The organism is Ferrimonas marina, from assembly GCF_900129905.1.
GTDB lineage: Bacteria > Pseudomonadota > Gammaproteobacteria > Enterobacterales > Shewanellaceae > Ferrimonas > Ferrimonas marina.
Map to the genome: position 1 here is coordinate 229,107 of NZ_FQXG01000004.1, position 18,241 is coordinate 247,347.

Below are 18,241 nucleotides of genomic sequence, written 5' to 3' on the forward strand. Positions count from 1 at the left end.
ATTCCGCGAAATCACTCAGGAGCCTACCCTCTATGTCTCAAGATGCGTTGAAGAAAGCCGCCGGCTGGGCTGCCCTCGATTATGTCGAGAAGGGCAGCATCGTCGGTGTTGGCACCGGCAGCACCGTCAACCACTTTATCGATGCCCTCGGTACCATGGCCAGCCAGATTAAGGGCGCGGTCTCCAGCTCGGAAGCCTCCACCGAACGCCTCAAGGCACTGGGGATCGAGGTGTTTGATCTCAACAGCGTCTCCGAGCTGTCGGTCTACGTGGATGGTGCCGACGAGATCAACCATAAGATGGAGATGATCAAAGGCGGTGGTGCCGCCCTGACCCGGGAGAAGATCGTCGCCTCCGTGGCCAAGAAGTTCATCTGCATCGCCGATGGCAGCAAGCTGGTAGATACCCTGGGTGAGTTCCCCCTGCCCATCGAAGTGATCCCCATGGCCCGCTCTGCCGTGGCCCGTCAGATCGTTAACATGGGCGGCGACCCGGTCTACCGGGAAGGCTGTGTCACCGATAACGGCTGCCAGATCCTCGATGTCTACAGCTGGAAGATCGCCGACGCCAAGGCGCTGGAGCAGCAGCTCAACAACCTGGTGGGGGTGGTCACCAACGGCCTGTTTGCTCACCGCGGGGCCGACGTGCTATTGCTAGGCCATGCTGATGGCGTAAAGACCATCACCGGCTGATCACAGCCAGGCCGCCGTTGGCGGCAAAAAAGGATACCAGGGCGAAGTGATCCACCACTTCGCCCTGTTCGTTTGAGCCTCAAACATCACGGACGGAATCACAACATGCCCAAGTTTACTCCCCTCATCGCCCTTGCCCTGACTGCTGTCAGCAGCCACGCCCTGGCCCAGTGTCCTGCCTGGCTCGACACCGAGAAACGGATGCTGCACGACAAGGAGATGGTTGACCTGTGCAGCCTGACCGACGGCAAGCCGGTGCTGATCGTCAACACCGCCAGCCACTGTGGCTTTACCCCGCAGTTCAAAGAGCTGGAGGCACTGCATCAGCAATACGGCCCGGAAGGGCTGGTGGTGATTGGCTTCCCCTCTGACGACTTCTTCCAGGAAGCTGATGACGAAGCGGAAACCGCCGAGGTTTGCTACAAGAACTACGGCGTCACCTTCACCATGGTGACCCCGGTGTCGGTAAGAGGCTCCGATGCCGATCCCATCTTTGCTGAGCTGGCCCGCCAGGGCGGCGCGCCGAAATGGAACTTCTACAAGTACCTGGTGGATGCCGATGGGCAACTGGTGGACTACTGGTCACCGCGCACCGCCCCCAGTGACAGTGATATCACCGACGCAGTGCAAACCGTGTTGAAGTGATGACCCAACCCAGGGCAAGGGCGACCATTTGGTCGCCCTTGCTTTTTCTGTTGTGCTTGATTAGTTTTAAACCAGACCGACTAATCAGTCGGTTTTGGTCAGGAGCCCAGTAATGAGTAATGCAGAGAGCCAAGCAGAAAGCCAAGTAAGCACCCAGGACAACGTTCTTTCCCTTGATAGCCACCAGGACCTCAGCGCTCTGCTGCAGCGGCAACGGACCGCCTATCAAGCGGCTCCCTATCCCACGTTAGACCAGCGAATTAATCACCTTGATCGGCTCCATCAAGGGCTGGTGAAGCATCAACAGGCGTTGCTCGATGCCCTCTCTGAGGACTTTGGCCATCGCAGCGGCTTTGACTCGCAGATCTCCGATCTGCTGCCCTGCCTGAACCAGATCCACTACCACAAGAAGCACCTTAAGCGCTGGATGAAGCCGGTACGCCGCTCGCCGGGCTTGCTGCTCTCCCCGGCCAAGGTCACGGTGCACTACCAACCCCTGGGTGTGGTGGGTATCGTCGTGCCCTGGAACTTCCCGGTATTCCTGGCGATTGGCCCGCTGATCACCGCGTTGGCTGCAGGCAACCGGGCGATGATCAAGCTCAGCGAATTCACCCCCAACACCAACCGGGTCCTCACCCAGCTGCTGTCGGAGCAGTTCGAGTCAGACCAGGTGGTCACTATCGAGGGCGAGGCCGACCGCGCCGCCGCGTTCAGCGCCCTGCCCTTCGACCACCTGTTCTTCACCGGCTCCACCGCGGTGGGCCGTCACGTCATGCGCGCCGCCGCCGACAACCTCACCCCGGTCACCCTGGAGCTGGGCGGTAAATCCCCCACCTTTATTGGCCCTGACATCGACATCAAGGACGCGGTGCAGCGGCTGATCTGGGGCAAGTGTCTCAACGCGGGTCAGATCTGCGTCGCCCCGGACTACGTGCTGGTACCCAAGGAGAAGATCGACGAGTTTGCCCAGGCCTACCAGGCAGCCTTTAACAAGCTTTACCCCAAGGGACTGGCCAGCGACGACTACAGCTCGGTGGTCAACCCTGCCCAGTACCAGCGTCTACAGAGGGTATTGCAGGACGCCGAGGAAAAAGGGGCTCGCACTGTCCCGGTGGCCGAGCCGGCTTGCGATGATGAACAACACCGGATGGTCTCTCACCTGCTGCTGGATGTGGACGACAGCATGACGGTGATGCAGGAGGAGATCTTTGGACCGCTGCTGCCTCTGGTGCCCTACAACAGCGTGGATGAGGCGATTCAGTACATTCAAGACCGTCCCCGCCCGCTGGCACTCTACCTGATGAGCCACGACAGTGAGCTACAACAACGGGTCATCGCCGAAACCCACGCCGGCGGTGTCGCTCTCAACGAGACAGTGATGCAGGTGGCGGCAGACGATGCCCCCTTTGGCGGCATCGGTCCTTCTGGCATGGGCCACTACCATGGCCACGAGGGCTTCCTGACCCTTTCCAAGGCCAAGACAGTGCTGCAGCGCGGTAAGTTCTATCCCAGTGCCTTTATCCAACCTCCCTATGGCGGCTGGATCCACCGCCTGCTGACCAAGCTGTTCCTGCGATGAGCAAGCGTCAGTTACTGCTGGATGCCGCCCTCGACTGCTTTGTCGAACAGGGCATCGACGCCACCGCCACCGCCCGCATCGCCAAACGCGCGGGGGTGGCCAACGGCACCCTGTTTCATCACTTTCCCACCAAACAGGATCTGGTTAACGCCCTCTATGCCGAGGTGAAGCAGAGAATGTCGCAGCAGTTGCAGGAGGGTTTGGCCAGCGACACAGCGCCACTGCAGCAGCGGGCTCGTATACTCTGGTTCAATGCCCTGGATTGGTTGATGGCTCACCCCAAGGGCCTGCGCTTTGTTCTTCAGGTTCGTCAGCACCCGGGGCAAGGTCAGCGCCTGGAGCAGCTCGAGGCCTGGTTTCCTATCCTGGTAGAGCTGATTGAACAGGGCCAACACAGCGGGGCACTGGCACCGGTGCCCCGCGATCTGGCCCTGGCGCTGTGTGAAAACCACCTACTGGGCTGTGCCCAGTTCTTCCAGGAGCAGCCGGACAAGGCCCAGCAGCCCGAATACCGTAACGCCAGCTTCAACACCCTTTGGCATCTGCTAGAGCACAGTTAATCGCTGGCTTTTCAATATGAAGGCCGAGAAGGACTAGTTCTTTCCGGCCTTTTTTCCTGACTCTCCAATGCCCTGGGGTGAGACTGAACAGCCAACCGGCCTGCCCCAACCTCCCGTCGAGAACCAGGCCCCAGCTCCCAGAGGCCGCGCAGCCATGGGACTGACAGGCCAAGGCTCGGCACAAGGTACCAGAGCCGCTCGGAACTCCCCTTGCCTTTAGGTACTAGAATCCGCCCTCTTGGTAACCGACCCAAATATCGGCCATTTGAGTCATCCAACCTACTGTTTTCAAATCCTAAAATATCCTCAAGCTCAAAGTGGCATGTAGCCCAAGCGGCCATGACTCCCATAAACGGATTTTCGAGGAACGAAGGATGAAACACATTAACCAGCGCTTGGCGACGTTGATGGTCGCAGGGATCTGTTCCCTGTCTGCCCACGCCGGCTATGAACCTACCGATTACGACAAGGTGAACCAGTACTTCTACGGCTACCAGAACGAGTTTGACAATGGCGGTGGCAAATGGGGCATCATCGATGATCTTGACCTGTGGGAACTTAAGGAAGCCAAAGAGGCCGGAGCCGATCTGCCGGACCACCTCAAGTCTCTCTACGTTGATGAGACCTGCTGGATGGATGGTGACACCGAAAAGTGCAACCAGAAGCTGCTGTTTGATGTGCAGTGGACAGGTAAGACCCTCAAGCGCCTTGTGAATGCCATGTATGGCGACGGCACCTGGGAGGACGCCAAGGGCGATAAGGATGCCCGCAAGGCATTGCGCCAGGCTGTTCGTGAAACCTGTGACGCCCGTCTGGAGATTGGCTATGCCCGTACCTATGGTATTGATGGCGAAGGCTATGCCGCCGAGCTGGACACCGATCTGAACGCCCGAGGCAGCGACAGTGGCTGCAGTGCTCTGAAGCGTAACCTGGACGGCGCCGAGGCCGCCACAGTGCGGATGCGCACCTTCATCCCCACTATCCCCGGGGCCAAGTACAGCCTTTACGTGAAATACCAGAAGCGTGATTACAACTACGAGCGTACCGGCGCGCCGAGTGAAGAGAAGGCCTACCGTGACCTGTTCGTCAAGGTGCAGGGCAAAGAGACCTTCGAAAGCGAAGAGCGCCTCGATCCCTTCCGCTTCCCGCTGCCGGATGCCGATGGCCTGATCGACGGCGAGATGCCGGCACTGGAGCAGGGCTTCGTCAAGCAGCGTATCAACTTTGTTGCCGATCGCTACTTTACTGCCATCACCCTCAAGGACACCGGTTATCCGGACAGCTTCGGCATCCTGATCCGCGGCCTGCACGTCTCTCGCATGATGGATGGCCCGAACCAGGAAGAGTGCCTGGCCGGCTACCCCTACAAAGGAGGCGCCCAGAAGAAGTGCCTGCTCAACACCGACCCTGAGATCGATTTCGATGCCTGTGATCTGAGCAACGGCGACTTTACCCATAAGAAGCTGGGCAAGCTTGCGCCGGTAAACGCCCGCCTGGACGAAGCCAACCTGTTCGCCGGCCCCGGCGCCGACCAGCCCAACATCAACTTCTATTCCCTGGGTCAGGGCGGTAAGGCCAACCTGCGCCTCGGTACCTTCATCAGCGAGGAGCAGTTCCTCAAAGGCAGCTGCCCGGTCTATGGAAAAACCCTAAGCCTGTCTGAGGTCACCTGGAACAACAAAGACTTCGCCGGCTACCCGGAGAAAGGGATCGTCAAGGCCAAGCTGCAATGCCAAGGCGACGAGGGTAAGGAAACCCAGTGGGTCACCTTGAGCGGCGATGCCAACCCAGGCTTTGTCTCCACCGGTGAGCAGATCGCTTACCCGTTTGGTGCGGAGTACATGGGCTGCCGCCTGGCCTCCATCCACTTCACCGATAAAACCCACAAGCTCAAGGGGCAGTTTGCTAACCCCGGCAGCGATGGCCTGGACATCAACGGCCTGAGCCTGACCGAGACCCCGATGCCCTGAGAGCAAAGACCAGAGCACAACCATCCCTTACACGCCCCGGCCATCGCCGGGGCGTTCTCTTTTCGCCAGGACTTTTGTGCAAGAACTAGCCCGAAACCAACCAAAACCGACTGACATTCACCACCTGGGCAACCCAAAAGCCCAGCCTGGCGAAATATTGTAGTGAATATGCTCGGCTAACCCACTCTTTTTACGAATGAATCCGCAGCCTTCCAATACCTCTACTGGCGCCATAGCTTTAAAGCATCCCTCTATACGGTGCTAAAGCTCTCTTAAAACAGCAAAAAAACCGCCCATTCGAGCTATGCCGCGGCTGCCATCCCCCCACTATGCTTGCGGTGACCCGCGCCCACCTGCCGCTGGATGCACACCAAACACCCAAGGACGGGCGTCGAAAAGGAGCTTTGACTCAACATCACCAAAGGACGCAATGATGACAACGCTAAGACGCACGCTGTGCACTGCACTGATCTGCAGCGCATTCGTTGCCCCATCGCTCACTGCCGCCGAGCGCGTGGGCACCCAATACTTCTATGGCTATCAAGGCGAATTTCAAAATGGCAGTTGGGGCATCATCGATGACCTGGACCTGCGCATGCTTCGCATGTACGAAGAGGATGTCGATAATGGTGACCTCGGAGATGGCGGGCTGCTAACGGCGGCCCAAGAGGCCGCGGTAGAGTCGCACCTGGACGAGCTATTGCAGGACAGTAGCATGCTGCCGGATAAACTGAAGTCACTCTACGTCGCAGGTGACGACGATGGCGAGCTAACCGCTGACAAGCGCATCCTGTTCGATGTGCAGTGGACCCGCAAGACCGCACGGCGTTTGGCCCAGTACTTCCAGGGTCTGGATGACTCCGAATGGAAAGCGCTGCCTAAATCCGATAAGAAGATGTACCTGCGCGACGCTCGCGACCGCTGTGACGCTCGCCTGGAGATCGGTCACGCCTTCGATACCTACAAGATCCGTAACCCCAACAACGCTAATGCCCCCGCTGCTGGCTTTGCCGCTGAGTTGGACACCGACCTGGATGCCGGCGGCACCGATCCTGGCTGCCCCTCCCGTGGCGATCTTAAAGGGGCAGGCTTAGGCAGTGAAGCGGCCACCGTTCGCATCCGCACCTTTATCCCCACAGTGCCCGGTCGAAAGTACGCGCTGGCGGTGAAGTACCAGAAACGCGATTACAACTTCGAGAAGCAGGGGGCTCCCAGCGAAGAGAAGGCGTTCCGCGACCTGGTGGTGAAGGTTCGCGGCCTGGATTACTTTGGTGACACCGACGGCATTGATCCCTACCACTTCCCGCTGCCCATGGCCTATCAGGACGATGGTGGCGAAATCAAAGCAGTGATCCCCACCGAAGGAGGGGGCACCAAGCTGGTCAAGCTGGAAGAGGGTTTCGTTAAGACTTGGAACACCTTCGTGGCGGATCGCCACTACACCCCCATCACCCTAAGGGACAACGGTTACCCCGACAGCTTTGGGATCCTGATCCGCGGCCTGCACGTGGAAGAAAAGGAAGCGGGCCCGAACGAGGAGATCTGCGAGGACTTTAAGCACAACAAGCGAGCTTACAAGAAATGTCTGCTGGGAGATCCCCAGGATGTGGGCGATCTGGATGCCTGTGATCTGGCCAATGGTCAGATCAGCTACAAGGTCGGTACCAAGGGAGCGGCCCCGGATGCCAATCGGCAAGACGTCGCCAACCTGACTAACATGGCTGGCAACACCCCCAACACCGTCAACTTCCTCTCCCTGGGCCAGGGCGGCAGCGTTAAGGTACGACTTGGCGATGAGATCATGCAGGGCATGTTCCTCAAGGGCAGCTGTCCGCTGGAAGGCAAGTCCCTCGCCTTGCAGGAGATCACCTGGGGACCCAGTAAAACCTTTGAGCAATATCCGGAAAAAGGTTTTGCCAAGATCAAACTCAAAGGCTGTCATACCGAGTCGATGAACGGATGGGGCCCGGTGACCTGGGATCATGTGGGCGGTAACCACATCATCACCAACGACATGCTGACGCAAACCTTCGGTTCCGATTACGCCGGCTGCCGATTGGTGGCGGTACAGATTAAGGACCGCACCCATAAGCTCAAGGGGGACGACAAAAACCCCGGCAGCGATGGCATCGACATCAACAGCCTGAAACTGGTGGAGACCCCATAGCCCTAATCGGTAATCCAGCCCCGGTTCGCCGGGGCTTCTTTCTTTCTGATCACTGCCTTGGCTCTCATAGCCAACGCCTATCCTGAGATACCCAATCCCGATACCCCACCGCCTCCCGCTTGCCTCTCCATTCAGGTATCCTGTTGGGCTATCTATGGATTTAGGAGTCGACGTCGATGAGCCAGCTGTCTCTGCACAAGGACAAGATCAAGGTACTGTTGTTGGAAGGGGTGCACCCCCGTGCGGTGGAGGTGTTTACCAATGCCGGTTATACCAATGTGGAGGTCCTTACCGGCTCGCTGTCCCAGGACGCCCTGGCGGAAAAGCTCAAGGACGTGCACTTCGTTGGCATTCGCTCCCGCACCCAGCTGACCGAAGCGGTGCTGGCCCAGGCGGAAAAACTGGCCGCCATCGGCTGCTTCTGCATCGGCACCAACCAGGTGGACCTCAAGGTCACCGAGATGGCCGGGATCCCGGTGTTCAACGCCCCCTTCTCCAACACCCGCTCGGTAGCGGAGCTGGTGCTGGGGGAGATCCTGCTGCTGCTGCGCGGTATCCCGGAGAAGAACGCCCTTGCCCACCGTGGTGTCTGGAAAAAGTCGGCCAGTCAGAGCTTTGAAGCCCGCGGCAAGGTGCTGGGGATCATCGGTTACGGCCATATCGGCACCCAGTTGGGGGTGCTGGCGGAAGGGCTGGGGATGAAGGTGGTGTTCTACGACATCGAGAACAAGCTGCCGCTGGGTAATGCCAACCAATTGCCCAGCCTGGATACCCTGCTGAAAAGCGCCGACGTGGTCAGCCTGCATGTGCCGGAAACCCCACAAACCAAGAACATGCTCAGCGGCCCCCAGCTCTCCGCCATGCGCGAGGGCAGCATCCTGATCAACGCCTCTCGCGGCACCGTGGTGGACATCGACGCTCTGTGCCAGGTGCTGCAGTCCGGTCGCATTGCCGGTGCCGCCATCGACGTGTTCCCGGTGGAGCCCAAGTCCAACAAGGAGGAGTTCTTCAGCCCACTGCGCGAGTTCGATAACGTGCTGTTGACCCCTCACGTGGGCGGCTCCACCCAGGAGGCTCAGGAGAACATCGGCCTGGAGGTGGCCTCCAAGCTGGTGAAGTACTCCGACAACGGCTCGACCCTGTCGGCGGTCAACTTCCCCGAGGTGTCCCTGCCGGAGCACACCGGCAGCTCCCGCCTGCTGCACATCCACCGCAACGTACCCGGCGTGCTGAACCAGATCAACCAGGCGTTTGCCGCCAAGGGGATCAACATCAGCGGCCAGTACCTGCAAACCACCGCCAATATCGGTTACGTGGTGATGGACGTGGAAACCCACCACGCGGTGGAGGCGCTGGCAGAGATGAAGCAGATCCCCGGCACCATCCGCGCCCGCCTGCTCAACTGAGTCGATTCCAGCCAACAAAAAGGGACCCTTGCGGTCCCTTTTTTTGCATAGCTAGCTTTGGTTACTCCACCAGCCCCAGCTTGCCGATCAGCTCCGCGCGGCTGCGGGTCTCGGTCTTGCGGAAGATGGAGGCCAGGTGCGCCTTCACCGTGTACTCGCTGATAAACAGCTTTTGCGCGATCTCTTTGTTGCGCGCCCCTTCGGCCACCAGCCGCACCAACTCGCGCTCCCGCTTGGTCAGCTTCTCCTGCTCGCTCTGATGGCGCTGCTGATGGTCAAACAACAGGTTCTGCACCACCTTCTCCAGGGTACTACGGGGGTACCAGAGCTCCCCTTTCACCAGCCCACGCAGGGCCATTAACTGGATATCGGGACGATCATCCTGCTTGAGCAGACCGCGATAGCCCAGCTTCAGGGCATAGACCGGATCCAGCTCCTCGCCCACCACGTCGATCAGCGCCACGTTGTGTGCCGGCAGCTTCTTCTCCAGCCAGCTGGGCAGGCCACGCAGACCAAGACGTTGGTTGTGCAGTGAGACCAGCAGCAGCACACCGGAGTCGTTCAGCAGCGACATCGGCACATCACTGAGGGTGCCATAACGCTGCAGCTCACAGGCCATCGGCGCGCACAGCACCTCCAGCGGCGATGGATGCTCGCTGTCACGGACAAAACAGAGTGTGTGAAATGGCTGTGCCATGGCTGCTCCTAAGACGTTCCCCCTGCAAGGAGAACATTTTATTTACATTTTCTCAACACTTACGCTCTGTTATCGGATGCGAATGAGTGAATTACTTATCTCTACCTGGTCTGCGGAAATCCTTTGAGCGCCGTTGTTCTTCCGCGCCAGCGACATTATCCTTGGGGCGCCATAACAAGGAGATAACATGGACAACGCCGATCTACAGGGCCTCACCCTGTCCCGATTTATTGCCGGCTACTGGCGCCTGCTGGACTGGCAGATGACGCCGCAACAGCGCCTGGCCTTTCTCGAGTCCCATCTGGCGATGGGGATCAGCAGCTGCGACCACGCCAATATCTATGGCGACTACCAGTGCGAAGCCGCCTTCGGTGAAGCTCTGCGGCTCAAGCCGGCCCTGCGGGATCAGCTGCAACTGATCAGCAAATGTGGGATCTGCCTGCCCGGCAGCCAGGGCCACGCCCTGCCCCACTACAACACCGACGCCAGCCACATCGTCGCCCAGGTGGAGCGCAGTCTGACTCAGCTGGGCACCGACTACCTGGATCTGCTGCTGATCCACCGACCGGACCCCTTGATGGACGCCGACGAGGTCGCCGGCGCCTTCGAGCAGTTGCAGCATCAGGGTAAGGTACGCTACTTCGGCGTCTCCAACTTCACCCCCAGTCAGTTTGATCTGCTGCAGTCTCGCCTGAGCCTGCCGCTGGTCACCAACCAGATTGAGATCTCGCCGCTGAACATGGCGCCACTGCATGACGGCACCTTGGATCACCTGCAGATGCAACGACTGCGCCCCATGGCCTGGTCCTGCCTCGGTGGCGGCCGGCTGTTCCACCCCGAGGACCCCACCGCTCGCCGCATCCGGGCCGAGCTGCAGCAGATCGGCGAGGAGATCGGTGCCGAGGGGATAGACCAGGTGCTCTATGCCTGGCTGCTGGCCCTGCCAAGCCAGCCGCTGCCCATCCTGGGGACCGGCAAGCTGGAGCGGATCCGCTCCGCCGTTGCGGCCCAGTCTCTCAGCCTCAGTCGCGAGCAATGGTTCCGCATCTGGGTTGCCGCTACCGGCCACAACGTGCCCTGATATCTCGAAACCCAGGCACAAAAAAACGCCCCGCCGGATCCGGCGGGGCGTTTTTTATTCTGGTGGGTTACTCCACCGCTTCGACGATCACCGCAGCGGAGAGTTCGCCATTATTGATCACCGGGAAGGGACGCTGGGTACGCAGGATGGTCTGGCCACCGACCCGCACCGAGGCCCACACCACGTAGTTGGCCTTGGGATCCACCTCCTCCTCCGGAATGGCGAAGAAGTAAGGCACCGGCAGCTTGCCCACCTCAAACTCCCGCTGCTCCAGGATCACCCCCGGCTTGTCGGCGTCGATCACCGCCACCATCACCTGGGAGTTGGCCGGCAGCAGGGTTGCCTCCTTGAAGGCCACCACGCCACTGACCCGGACAAACTCCGGCTTGGGCTCGGTCACCGTGACACAAGCGCTCAGGCAAAGTGCCAGCAGTGCGGTGAGAAAAACTCTGATCATCCGTGTTTTCCAATCAGCAATTAATGGCCTTCGTTATAACAGGGCAGGCTGGGCTGCTCAAGCTTGGGACGGGGAAATCCGCCCCGGCGCCGCTCTCAGCGAGGCCAGGTAGTCCCGGGTGTCACTGATGATCTCCTTACGCAGCAGCAACAAGGCGATCAGGTTTGGCACCGCCATCAGGCCGTTGACCACGTCCGCCAGCAACCAGATCAGCTCCAGGTGCAGCAGGCCGCCCACCGCTACCAGGCTGACAAAGACCCAGCGGTAGGGGGTACGACCCCGTTCGCCGGCCAGGAACAGTACCGCGCGTTCACCGTAATAGCACCAGCCGAGGATGGTGGTGAAGGCAAAGAACAGCAGTGCCACGGTCACCACCTTCTCACCGACAAAGGCCGACAGACCGGAGGCAAAAGCGGAGGAGGTCATCGCCGCACCGGCGGCTTCGCCCTGCCAGGCGCCGGTCATCACCAGGGCCAGGCCGGTCAGGGTACAGATGATCAGGGTATCGAACAGCGGGCCGGTCATGGAGACCAGGCCCTGCTCCACCGGCGAGCGGGTTTTGGCCGCGGCAGCCGCCATCGGCGCACTGCCAAGGCCCGCCTCGTTGGAGAACACCCCGCGGGCCACCCCCATCTGGATGGCGTACATCACGGTGGCCCCGGCAAAGCCGCCGCCGGCGGCCACCGGGTTGAAGGCGCTCTCCAGCACCAGGGCAAAGGCCGCCGGTACCGCCTGCCAGTTCAGGCCCAGCAGCAGCAAACAGGCCAGCACGTAACCGATCGCCATGGTGGGCACCAGGGCAGAGGCGACCTTAGCGATCCGCTTCACCCCACCCAGCACCACGGCGCCGACCAACAGGGTCAGTACCGTCATGGTCAGCCACTGGGGCACGGCAAAGGCGATCTGGGCACCATCGACGATGGCGTTAACCTGGGGAAAGGTACCGATACCGAAGAAGGCCACCAGCAGGGTAAACACCGCGAACAGCTTGGCCAGCCAGCGCAGGCCGGTGCCCTCGGCGATGTAGTACATCGGCCCGCCGACCTGCTCGCCGCGGGCATCGGTGCGACGGTACTTCACTGCCAGCATGCACTCGGCGTACTTGGTGGCCATACCAAACAGGCCCGCCATCCACATCCAGAACAGCGCACCGGGGCCACCCAGTTTCACTGCCGTGGCGACACCGACGATGTTGCCGGTGCCGATGGTGGCCGCCAGGGCGGTACAAAGCGCGGCGAAACGGCTGACGTCACCGGCGCTGTCTTCCTTGCGGAACATCAGCCGCAGGGCCAATGGCAGTTTGAGCAGTTGGATAAAGCCCAGGCGGGCGGTGAAATAGATGCCGGTGCCCACCAACAGGATCAACAGCGGCGGCCCCCAGACCCAGGAGCTTAAAGTAGATAGTGCAGATTCAATGGCTTGCATGTCAGTTTTCCTCTAGTGCGACAGCGCAACAACACAAAGAGGAGAACCCATGATCTTAGATAAAGCAGCAGTGCAGAAAGGCAACGCCGGCCCGAAGGGCATGCGTTGTGTTTCCCACCTCTGTCCTTTTGCCTGAGCGTTTCACACGACCACGGGGGCCGGCTTGCGCCTTCGGCGTCCAAATCAATGGATCTCTCCAGAGGCTCGTCCAGTACCAGTCCTCACCAGCAACTGCTGGCGCCTGAAAGATTTACTTCTTCGGCGGGCGGCTAGGCCACCACTCTCCTGATACCTTCATCCGAGTTGGTCAATCAACTTGACCAGGGGCTTACCTTAAACAAAACGGCCCGCGCTATGAAGCACGGGCCGCGTGACAAAACTCACACTTTTCAGCATTTAGTGCCAGCGATTGCGATTCAGCCTTGGCGTTTACGCTGGCGCAGCAGGCCTTCCTGCTGGGCACTGGCCACCAGGTTACCCTGCTGATCAAAGATCTGGCCACGCACCAAACCGCGGGAGTTCATGGTGGTGGGGCAGTCGATGTCGAACATCAGCCACTGGTCAAAGCGGAACGGCCGGTGGTACCACATGGCATGATCGATGGTGGCCAGTTTCAGCCCCGGAGTGAACAGGCTCAGGCCATGGGGCTTGCACGCGGTGGTGAGGAAGTTGAAATCCGAGGCGTAGGCCAGCAGGTAGCGATGCACCTGGGGATCGTCCGGCAGCTCGCCATTGGCGCGCATCCACACCTGACGTTTGGGGCTGCGATCCTCCAGCGCCGTGCGCGGATCTTCCACCACCCTCAGCTCGATGGCCAGGTTATCCAGGTAACGCTCCACCATCGCCGGTGGCAGCTTATCGCGCATCCGCTGGGCCAGCTCGTGCTGACTGAGAAAGCCCTCGGGCCCATGGGCCTTGGGCATGGCGATCTGATGCTCCAGGCCCGGCTCCGGGGCCTGGAAGGAGGCGGTCATAAAGAAGATGGGCCGGCCGTGCTGGATGGCGCTGACCCGACGGGCACTGAAGCTGCCACCATCCCGCAGGTTTTCCACGTCGTAGATCACCGGCAGGGCCAGATCGCCGGCACGGAGAAAATAGGAGTGGAAGGAGTGAACGTCCCGGCCTGACGGCACGGTTTCCTGAGCGGCGGCCAGCGCCTGCCCCAATACCTGGCCACCAAACAGGTGACCGAAGCCCAGGTCCTGGCTTTCCCCCCGGAACAGGCCATCATCCAGGCGCTCCAGAGCGAGCAGATCCACCAAACGTTGCAACACTTCAGACATGCGAAGCCCCCGATGAGTAAAAGTGGCCTTACGCTACCCTCAGTCTTGCCGAATTTCCAGTGGCACGACGCAGTTAGCCCGGCCAGACAGACTTTGTCGTCCGCTGACCGGCTCGCCCATTGGCACCAGGTACTAGCGACGCTCCAGTTTCAGCATCTTGATGATGCTCTGCAGCCGCTCGTTGTAGTTAACGAAGGGGCGGGACTTGGGCATCTCCTTAAGCCGGCCCCACTCCTGGGCAAAGCGCTCCGGCCGTTGCTGGGACAGGGGCAGAAAGATCCCCTCGGTTTCCTGGAAACGGGCCAGCGAGTAATGGCCGCCACCGGCCAGCACGATCTCACCATTGGGTGCGGAATCGGACATCAGCCACAGCATCGGCGGCACGATCAGATCCGGGGTCAGCTCCTCGGCGTTCACCGGCACGTCCAGCGCCTGGATCAGGCGGGTACTGCAGGCCGGACAGATGGCGTTAACCCGGATGCCGTACTCTTCACTCTCCAGCGCCAGGCTGTTCACCAGGCCCACGTTGGCCAGGTTGGAGGCGCTATAGCCCACCAGGCGGCTGTCACCATAAAGCGAGGAGCTGGCGGAGGTTACCAGGATCCGGCCGTGGCGCTGCAGCTGCATCTGCGGCCACACCGCCTGGATCGCCTCCACGGTGCTGAAGTGGTTCATCTCCATCATCAGCCGGTGGTCGTCGCTGTTCTGCCCGGCCCCTTGCTGCACCAGCAAGGTTCCGGCATTGCAGATCAGGCCATCGATGCGGCCAAAGCGCTCCAGGGTGTCACTGACCAGCCAATCCAGGTTGCGGCGATCACGCACGTCCAGGCAGTGGCCTACCGCTTGTCCGCCCATGTCCTTGATCAGATCCACCACATCCTCGATGTAGCTGCCATCCTGTCCCTTGCCACTCATGTCACAGCCGAGATCGACGGCGATCACGGTGGCGCCACGGGCCGCCAACCCCAAGGCATAGGCCCGACCGATACCGCGCCCCGCGCCGGTGATCATCACTACCTGATCGGTAAACCTCAACATTGGCTTTGTTCCTTCCTGTTTCTCATTGGGCACACAATGCAACCTTTCCCGGTTCTTTTCTGTGAGCAAAGTGTTAAAACCCAGTTCCTGCGCGGAGTGATTGTCGTGACCGTGATCTGCATCGGATGGGGGTAAAAGAAGGTACAATAAAGCCCCTTGTCAAATTTCCCTAGCACCAACCCGCTCATGAATCTCACTTACTGGTTGATGGCCATCCGCCCTCGTACCCTGCCCGCCGCTATCGGCCCGCTGCTGCTGGGCAACATGCTGGCCTACGTTCACGGTCACTTCGATACCCTGATCGGGATCAGCTCCATGCTCTGTGCCGTGCTGCTGCAGGTGGCGGTCAACCTGGCCAACGACTACTTCGACTTCAAAAGCGGCGTCGATACCCATGAGCGCGTCGGCCCCACCCGGGTTACCCAGTCCGGATTGCTGTCTCCCATTGCGGTGCGCAACGCCATGATCGGCACCCTGGTGGCCGCGGTCGCCGTGGGTGCTTACCTTATCTACGTCGGCGGCTGGCCGGTGGCGGCAATGGCAGTGTTCGCCGTGCTCGGCGCGCTGTGCTACTCCGGTGGGCCCTACCCCCTCGCTTCCCACGGTTTGGGTGAAGTGGCGGCCTTTATCTATTTTGGCCTGCTGGCCGTGGTCGGGGCCTACTTTATCCAGGTGGGCCAAACCAACCTGGACGCCTGGCTGCTGGCGGCCACCGTGGGCTGCTTCAACGCCGCCATCATGCTGGTCAACAACACCCGGGATATCCGCACCGATCGGGAAGCCAACAAGCGCACCCTGGCGGTACGGATTGGCCTGGAGAATGCCCGCGGTCTCTACCGGGTGCTGGTGGTGGCCCCCTTCCTGGTACTGGTACTGATGTGGCTGCTGGGAGACCTGCCCGGTCTGGTCCCGTTACTGGGCTGTTGTGCCTTCCCCATGGCTCGCCTGTTGGCGGCCCGCTTCGCCCAGGTGGAAGGGGCAGAGCTCAATCCACTGCTGGGTCGCACCGCGCAACTGACCATGCTCTACAGCCTGCTGGTGTCTTTGGCGCTGCCGCTGGCGCAACTGACCTGAGCCTGAGCCCTGAGCCAAAGACCGAAGCGACAGGCCCAAAGCGACAGGCCCGAGCCACCAGGCCCCAGAAAAACAAAAGGGAGAACCCATGGGTTCTCCCTTTTTGTTGCCCTGAAAGGCTGTTTCAGCCCCTGCCTCAGCCGGTGGCGCCGGCGTGGCCATAACCCAGCCGGTTGAGCGCCGACTGCACCAGGTCCAGAGTATCCGGATCTTCGATGGTGGCAGGTACCGCATACTCCTGGCGATCCGCCATCTTGCGCATGGTGCCCCGCAGGATCTTACCGGAGCGGGTCTTGGGCAGCTTGCTCACCACCGACACCAGCTTAAACGCCGCCACCGGGCCGATCTCCTGGCGGACCAGGGCAATCAGCTCCTGGTACAGCGCCTCTTCAGTCAGGCTCACCCCGCTTTTCAGTACCACCAGGCCTAGCGGCACCTGGCCCTTGAGCTTATCCGCCACCCCGATCACCGCCACCTCGGCCACTGCCGGGTGGGTGGCCAGCACCTCTTCGAACCGGCCGGTGGAGAGACGGTGGCCAGCCACGTTAATGATGTCGTCGATGCGGCTCATGATGTAGAGATAGCCCTCCTCATCCTGGTAGCCGGCATCGCCGGTGAGGTAATAGCCGGGATACCGGCTCAGGTAGGCCTGAACAAAACGCTCATCGTTTTGCCACAGGGTGGGCAGGGTCCCTGGCGGCAGCGGCAGCTTGATGGCGATGGCGCCACTTTCGCCAGCGGCCACCGGCTCACCGGCCTCATCCAGCACCGAGACCTGGTAGCCCGGCACCGCCAGCGCCGGGGATCCGGCTTTGACCGGCAACGGCGCTACTCCCATCAGGTTGGCACAGATGGCCCAGCCGGTTTCGGTCTGCCACCAGTGGTCAATCACCGGCACCTTAAGGGTATCGGCAGACCAGTTGAGGGTATCGGGGTCACAGCGCTCGCCGGCCAGAAACAGCGCGGTGAGACTGGAGAGATCGTAGCGGGCCAGGAACTCGGTGTTGGGATCCTCCCGCTTGATCGCCCGAATGGCAGTAGGAGCAGTAAAGAAGGACTTCACCTTGTACTGCTCGATCACCCGCCAGAACGCGCCGGGATCCGGGGTACCCACTGGCTTGCCCTCGTACAGCACGGTGCTGGCACCCACCAGCAGCGGGCCATAAACAATGTAGGAGTGGCCCACGACCCAGCCCACGTCCGAGGCCGCCCAGAACACGTCGCCGGGATCGATGTCGTAGATCGCCTTCATCGACCAGGCCAGGGCCACCGCATGGCCGCCGTTGTCCCGCACCACCCCTTTGGGAATGCCGGTGGTGCCGGAGGTGTAGAGAATATAGAGCGGATCCGTGGCCGCCACCGACACACAGGGGGCCGGCGCCACGCCCTGCTGAACCTGGTACCAATCCCAATCCCGCCCGGCCTGCAGGGCGGCCTCGCATTCCGGCCGCTGCAGCACCAGGCAGCCTTGGACGGGATGCTCAGCCAGCTCCAGCGCCGAATCCAGCAGCGGCTTGTAGGGCACCACCCGGCCAGGCTCGATGCCACAGGACGCGGAGAGCACCAGCTTGGGCTTAGCGTCGTCGATCCGGGTGGCCAGCTCCGCTGCGGCAAAGCCGCCAAACACCACCGAGTGCACCGCACCGATGCGGGCACAGGCCAGCATGGCAAACACCGTCTCCGGCACCATCGGCATGTAGATCACCACCCGGTCGCCGGCCACCACCCCCTGGGCCTGCAGGGCCCCGGCCAGGGTGGCCACCTTGTGCTGCAGCTCCTGGTAGGTGATGGCGTAGGCACTGCCGGTCACCGGGCTGTCGTAATAGATCGCCACCTGCTCGGCGCGGCCATTTTCCACATGACGATCCACCGCGTTGTAGCAGGTATTGAGCGACGCCCCGGCAAACCAGCGATACAGCGGTGCCGCCTGATCATCCAACAGCGCGGTCCACTGACTGTCCCAATCGATGGCACTGGCCGCCTGGCCCCAGAACTGCTCGGGTGTCTCTATGGCCTGCTGCTGCAACTGCGCAATCGGGCCGGTCTCAATGGTCATGGCGACGCCTCCGTTCAATTTTTCACCACACCATTTCTAGCACGGGGCCTGTAAAGCCCCCATTAGACCTATGGCTATCCACTTTTCGTTACACCCGGCCCAAACAGGCTT

General features: G+C 61.0%; 15 protein-coding genes and 1 riboswitch. Of the genes, 9 read left to right on the forward strand and 6 right to left on the reverse strand.

What is annotated here, in order from left to right; translation table 11 throughout:
• Positions 1–32 precede the first annotated feature (32 nt).
• From rpiA to serA, 7 genes are all read left to right on the forward strand, one after another.
• Positions 33–692: a ribose-5-phosphate isomerase RpiA gene (rpiA, locus tag BUC04_RS11095; RefSeq protein WP_067656806.1), complete on the forward strand. Its 660-nt coding sequence runs from the start codon at positions 33–35 to the stop codon at positions 690–692.
• Positions 693–797: 105 nt separating this feature from the next.
• Positions 798–1,337: a glutathione peroxidase gene (locus tag BUC04_RS11100; RefSeq protein WP_067656811.1), complete on the forward strand. Its 540-nt coding sequence runs from the start codon at positions 798–800 to the stop codon at positions 1,335–1,337.
• Between the two features lie 112 nt (positions 1,338–1,449).
• The gene (locus BUC04_RS11105) at positions 1,450–2,916 is read left to right on the forward strand and encodes a coniferyl aldehyde dehydrogenase (protein ID WP_073325866.1); all 1,467 of its coding nucleotides are present in this window, start codon (positions 1,450–1,452) and stop codon (positions 2,914–2,916) included.
• Complete coding sequence (locus tag BUC04_RS11110; RefSeq protein WP_067656813.1) at positions 2,913–3,476, forward strand: TetR/AcrR family transcriptional regulator; 564 nt, start codon at positions 2,913–2,915, stop codon at positions 3,474–3,476. Before BUC04_RS11105 ends, BUC04_RS11110 begins: the two co-directional genes overlap by 4 nt.
• A 374-nt stretch (positions 3,477–3,850) precedes the next feature.
• Complete coding sequence (locus BUC04_RS11115) at positions 3,851–5,446, forward strand: hypothetical protein (protein ID WP_067656816.1); 1,596 nt, start codon at positions 3,851–3,853, stop codon at positions 5,444–5,446.
• 433 nt (positions 5,447–5,879) lie between these two features.
• The gene (locus BUC04_RS11120) at positions 5,880–7,613 is read left to right on the forward strand and encodes an HMG-box domain-containing protein (protein ID WP_143165687.1); all 1,734 of its coding nucleotides are present in this window, start codon (positions 5,880–5,882) and stop codon (positions 7,611–7,613) included.
• Between the two features lie 176 nt (positions 7,614–7,789).
• Positions 7,790–9,019 carry a phosphoglycerate dehydrogenase gene (serA, locus tag BUC04_RS11125; protein WP_067656822.1) on the forward strand — a complete coding sequence of 410 codons (1,230 nt, stop codon included), beginning with the start codon at positions 7,790–7,792 and terminating at the stop codon, positions 9,017–9,019.
• Between the two features lie 61 nt (positions 9,020–9,080).
• Here serA and BUC04_RS11130 read toward each other — a convergent pair whose 3' ends face one another.
• Entirely contained in the window at positions 9,081–9,716 is a 636-nt protein-coding gene (locus BUC04_RS11130; protein ID WP_067656825.1) for a helix-turn-helix transcriptional regulator, read from the reverse strand.
• 187 nt (positions 9,717–9,903) lie between these two features.
• On the opposite strand from BUC04_RS11130, the gene BUC04_RS11135 reads away from it, so the two are divergent.
• Positions 9,904–10,797 carry an aldo/keto reductase gene (locus tag BUC04_RS11135; protein ID WP_067656828.1) on the forward strand — a complete coding sequence of 298 codons (894 nt, stop codon included), beginning with the start codon at positions 9,904–9,906 and terminating at the stop codon, positions 10,795–10,797.
• A 67-nt stretch (positions 10,798–10,864) separates the two neighbouring features.
• Here the strand turns inward: BUC04_RS11135 and BUC04_RS11140 are convergent, their stop codons facing one another.
• From BUC04_RS11140 to BUC04_RS11155, 4 genes are all read right to left on the reverse strand, one after another.
• Positions 10,865–11,254 carry a YbaY family lipoprotein gene (locus BUC04_RS11140; RefSeq protein WP_067656830.1) on the reverse strand — a complete coding sequence of 130 codons (390 nt, stop codon included), beginning with the start codon at positions 11,252–11,254 and terminating at the stop codon, positions 10,865–10,867.
• A 57-nt stretch (positions 11,255–11,311) separates the two neighbouring features.
• The gene (locus BUC04_RS11145) at positions 11,312–12,679 is read right to left on the reverse strand and encodes an alanine/glycine:cation symporter family protein (protein WP_067656833.1); all 1,368 of its coding nucleotides are present in this window, start codon (positions 12,677–12,679) and stop codon (positions 11,312–11,314) included.
• A gap of 110 nt (positions 12,680–12,789) precedes the next feature.
• Positions 12,790–12,889, reverse strand: a riboswitch (glycine riboswitch).
• A gap of 206 nt (positions 12,890–13,095) precedes the next feature.
• A complete protein-coding gene (gene tesB / locus BUC04_RS11150) occupies positions 13,096–13,962 on the reverse strand; it encodes an acyl-CoA thioesterase II (protein ID WP_067656836.1) in 867 nt (288 codons plus the stop codon).
• Positions 13,963–14,094: 132 nt separating this feature from the next.
• Complete coding sequence (locus tag BUC04_RS11155) at positions 14,095–15,000, reverse strand: SDR family NAD(P)-dependent oxidoreductase (RefSeq protein ID WP_067656839.1); 906 nt, start codon at positions 14,998–15,000, stop codon at positions 14,095–14,097.
• A gap of 186 nt (positions 15,001–15,186) precedes the next feature.
• Here BUC04_RS11155 and BUC04_RS11160 point away from each other — a divergent pair, with 186 nt between their 5' ends.
• On the forward strand, positions 15,187–16,074 hold the full coding sequence (locus tag BUC04_RS11160; protein WP_067656842.1) for a 1,4-dihydroxy-2-naphthoate polyprenyltransferase: 888 nt from the start codon (positions 15,187–15,189) through the stop codon (positions 16,072–16,074).
• Positions 16,075–16,210: 136 nt separating this feature from the next.
• Here the strand turns inward: BUC04_RS11160 and BUC04_RS11165 are convergent, their stop codons facing one another.
• Positions 16,211–18,130, reverse strand: a complete 1,920-nt coding sequence (locus BUC04_RS11165; RefSeq protein ID WP_067656845.1) for a propionyl-CoA synthetase — start codon at positions 18,128–18,130, stop codon at positions 16,211–16,213.
• Between the last annotated feature and the right edge of the window lie 111 nt (positions 18,131–18,241).

Coding starts and splice junctions, on each gene's coding strand:
- rpiA (WP_067656806.1), top strand. CDS start 33: ATGTCTCAAGATGCGTTGAAGAAAGCCGCCGGCTGGGCTGCCCTCGAT.
- BUC04_RS11100 (WP_067656811.1), top strand. CDS start 798: ATGCCCAAGTTTACTCCCCTCATCGCCCTTGCCCTGACTGCTGTCAGC.
- BUC04_RS11105 (WP_073325866.1), top strand. CDS start 1,450: ATGAGTAATGCAGAGAGCCAAGCAGAAAGCCAAGTAAGCACCCAGGAC.
- BUC04_RS11110 (WP_067656813.1), top strand. CDS start 2,913: ATGAGCAAGCGTCAGTTACTGCTGGATGCCGCCCTCGACTGCTTTGTC.
- BUC04_RS11115 (WP_067656816.1), top strand. CDS start 3,851: ATGAAACACATTAACCAGCGCTTGGCGACGTTGATGGTCGCAGGGATC.
- BUC04_RS11120 (WP_143165687.1), top strand. CDS start 5,880: ATGACAACGCTAAGACGCACGCTGTGCACTGCACTGATCTGCAGCGCA.
- serA (WP_067656822.1), top strand. CDS start 7,790: ATGAGCCAGCTGTCTCTGCACAAGGACAAGATCAAGGTACTGTTGTTG.
- BUC04_RS11130 (WP_067656825.1), bottom strand. CDS start 9,716: ATGGCACAGCCATTTCACACACTCTGTTTTGTCCGTGACAGCGAGCAT.
- BUC04_RS11135 (WP_067656828.1), top strand. CDS start 9,904: ATGGACAACGCCGATCTACAGGGCCTCACCCTGTCCCGATTTATTGCC.
- BUC04_RS11140 (WP_067656830.1), bottom strand. CDS start 11,254: ATGATCAGAGTTTTTCTCACCGCACTGCTGGCACTTTGCCTGAGCGCT.
- BUC04_RS11145 (WP_067656833.1), bottom strand. CDS start 12,679: ATGCAAGCCATTGAATCTGCACTATCTACTTTAAGCTCCTGGGTCTGG.
- tesB (WP_067656836.1), bottom strand. CDS start 13,962: ATGTCTGAAGTGTTGCAACGTTTGGTGGATCTGCTCGCTCTGGAGCGC.
- BUC04_RS11155 (WP_067656839.1), bottom strand. CDS start 15,000: ATGTTGAGGTTTACCGATCAGGTAGTGATGATCACCGGCGCGGGGCGC.
- BUC04_RS11160 (WP_067656842.1), top strand. CDS start 15,187: ATGAATCTCACTTACTGGTTGATGGCCATCCGCCCTCGTACCCTGCCC.
- BUC04_RS11165 (WP_067656845.1), bottom strand. CDS start 18,130: ATGACCATTGAGACCGGCCCGATTGCGCAGTTGCAGCAGCAGGCCATA.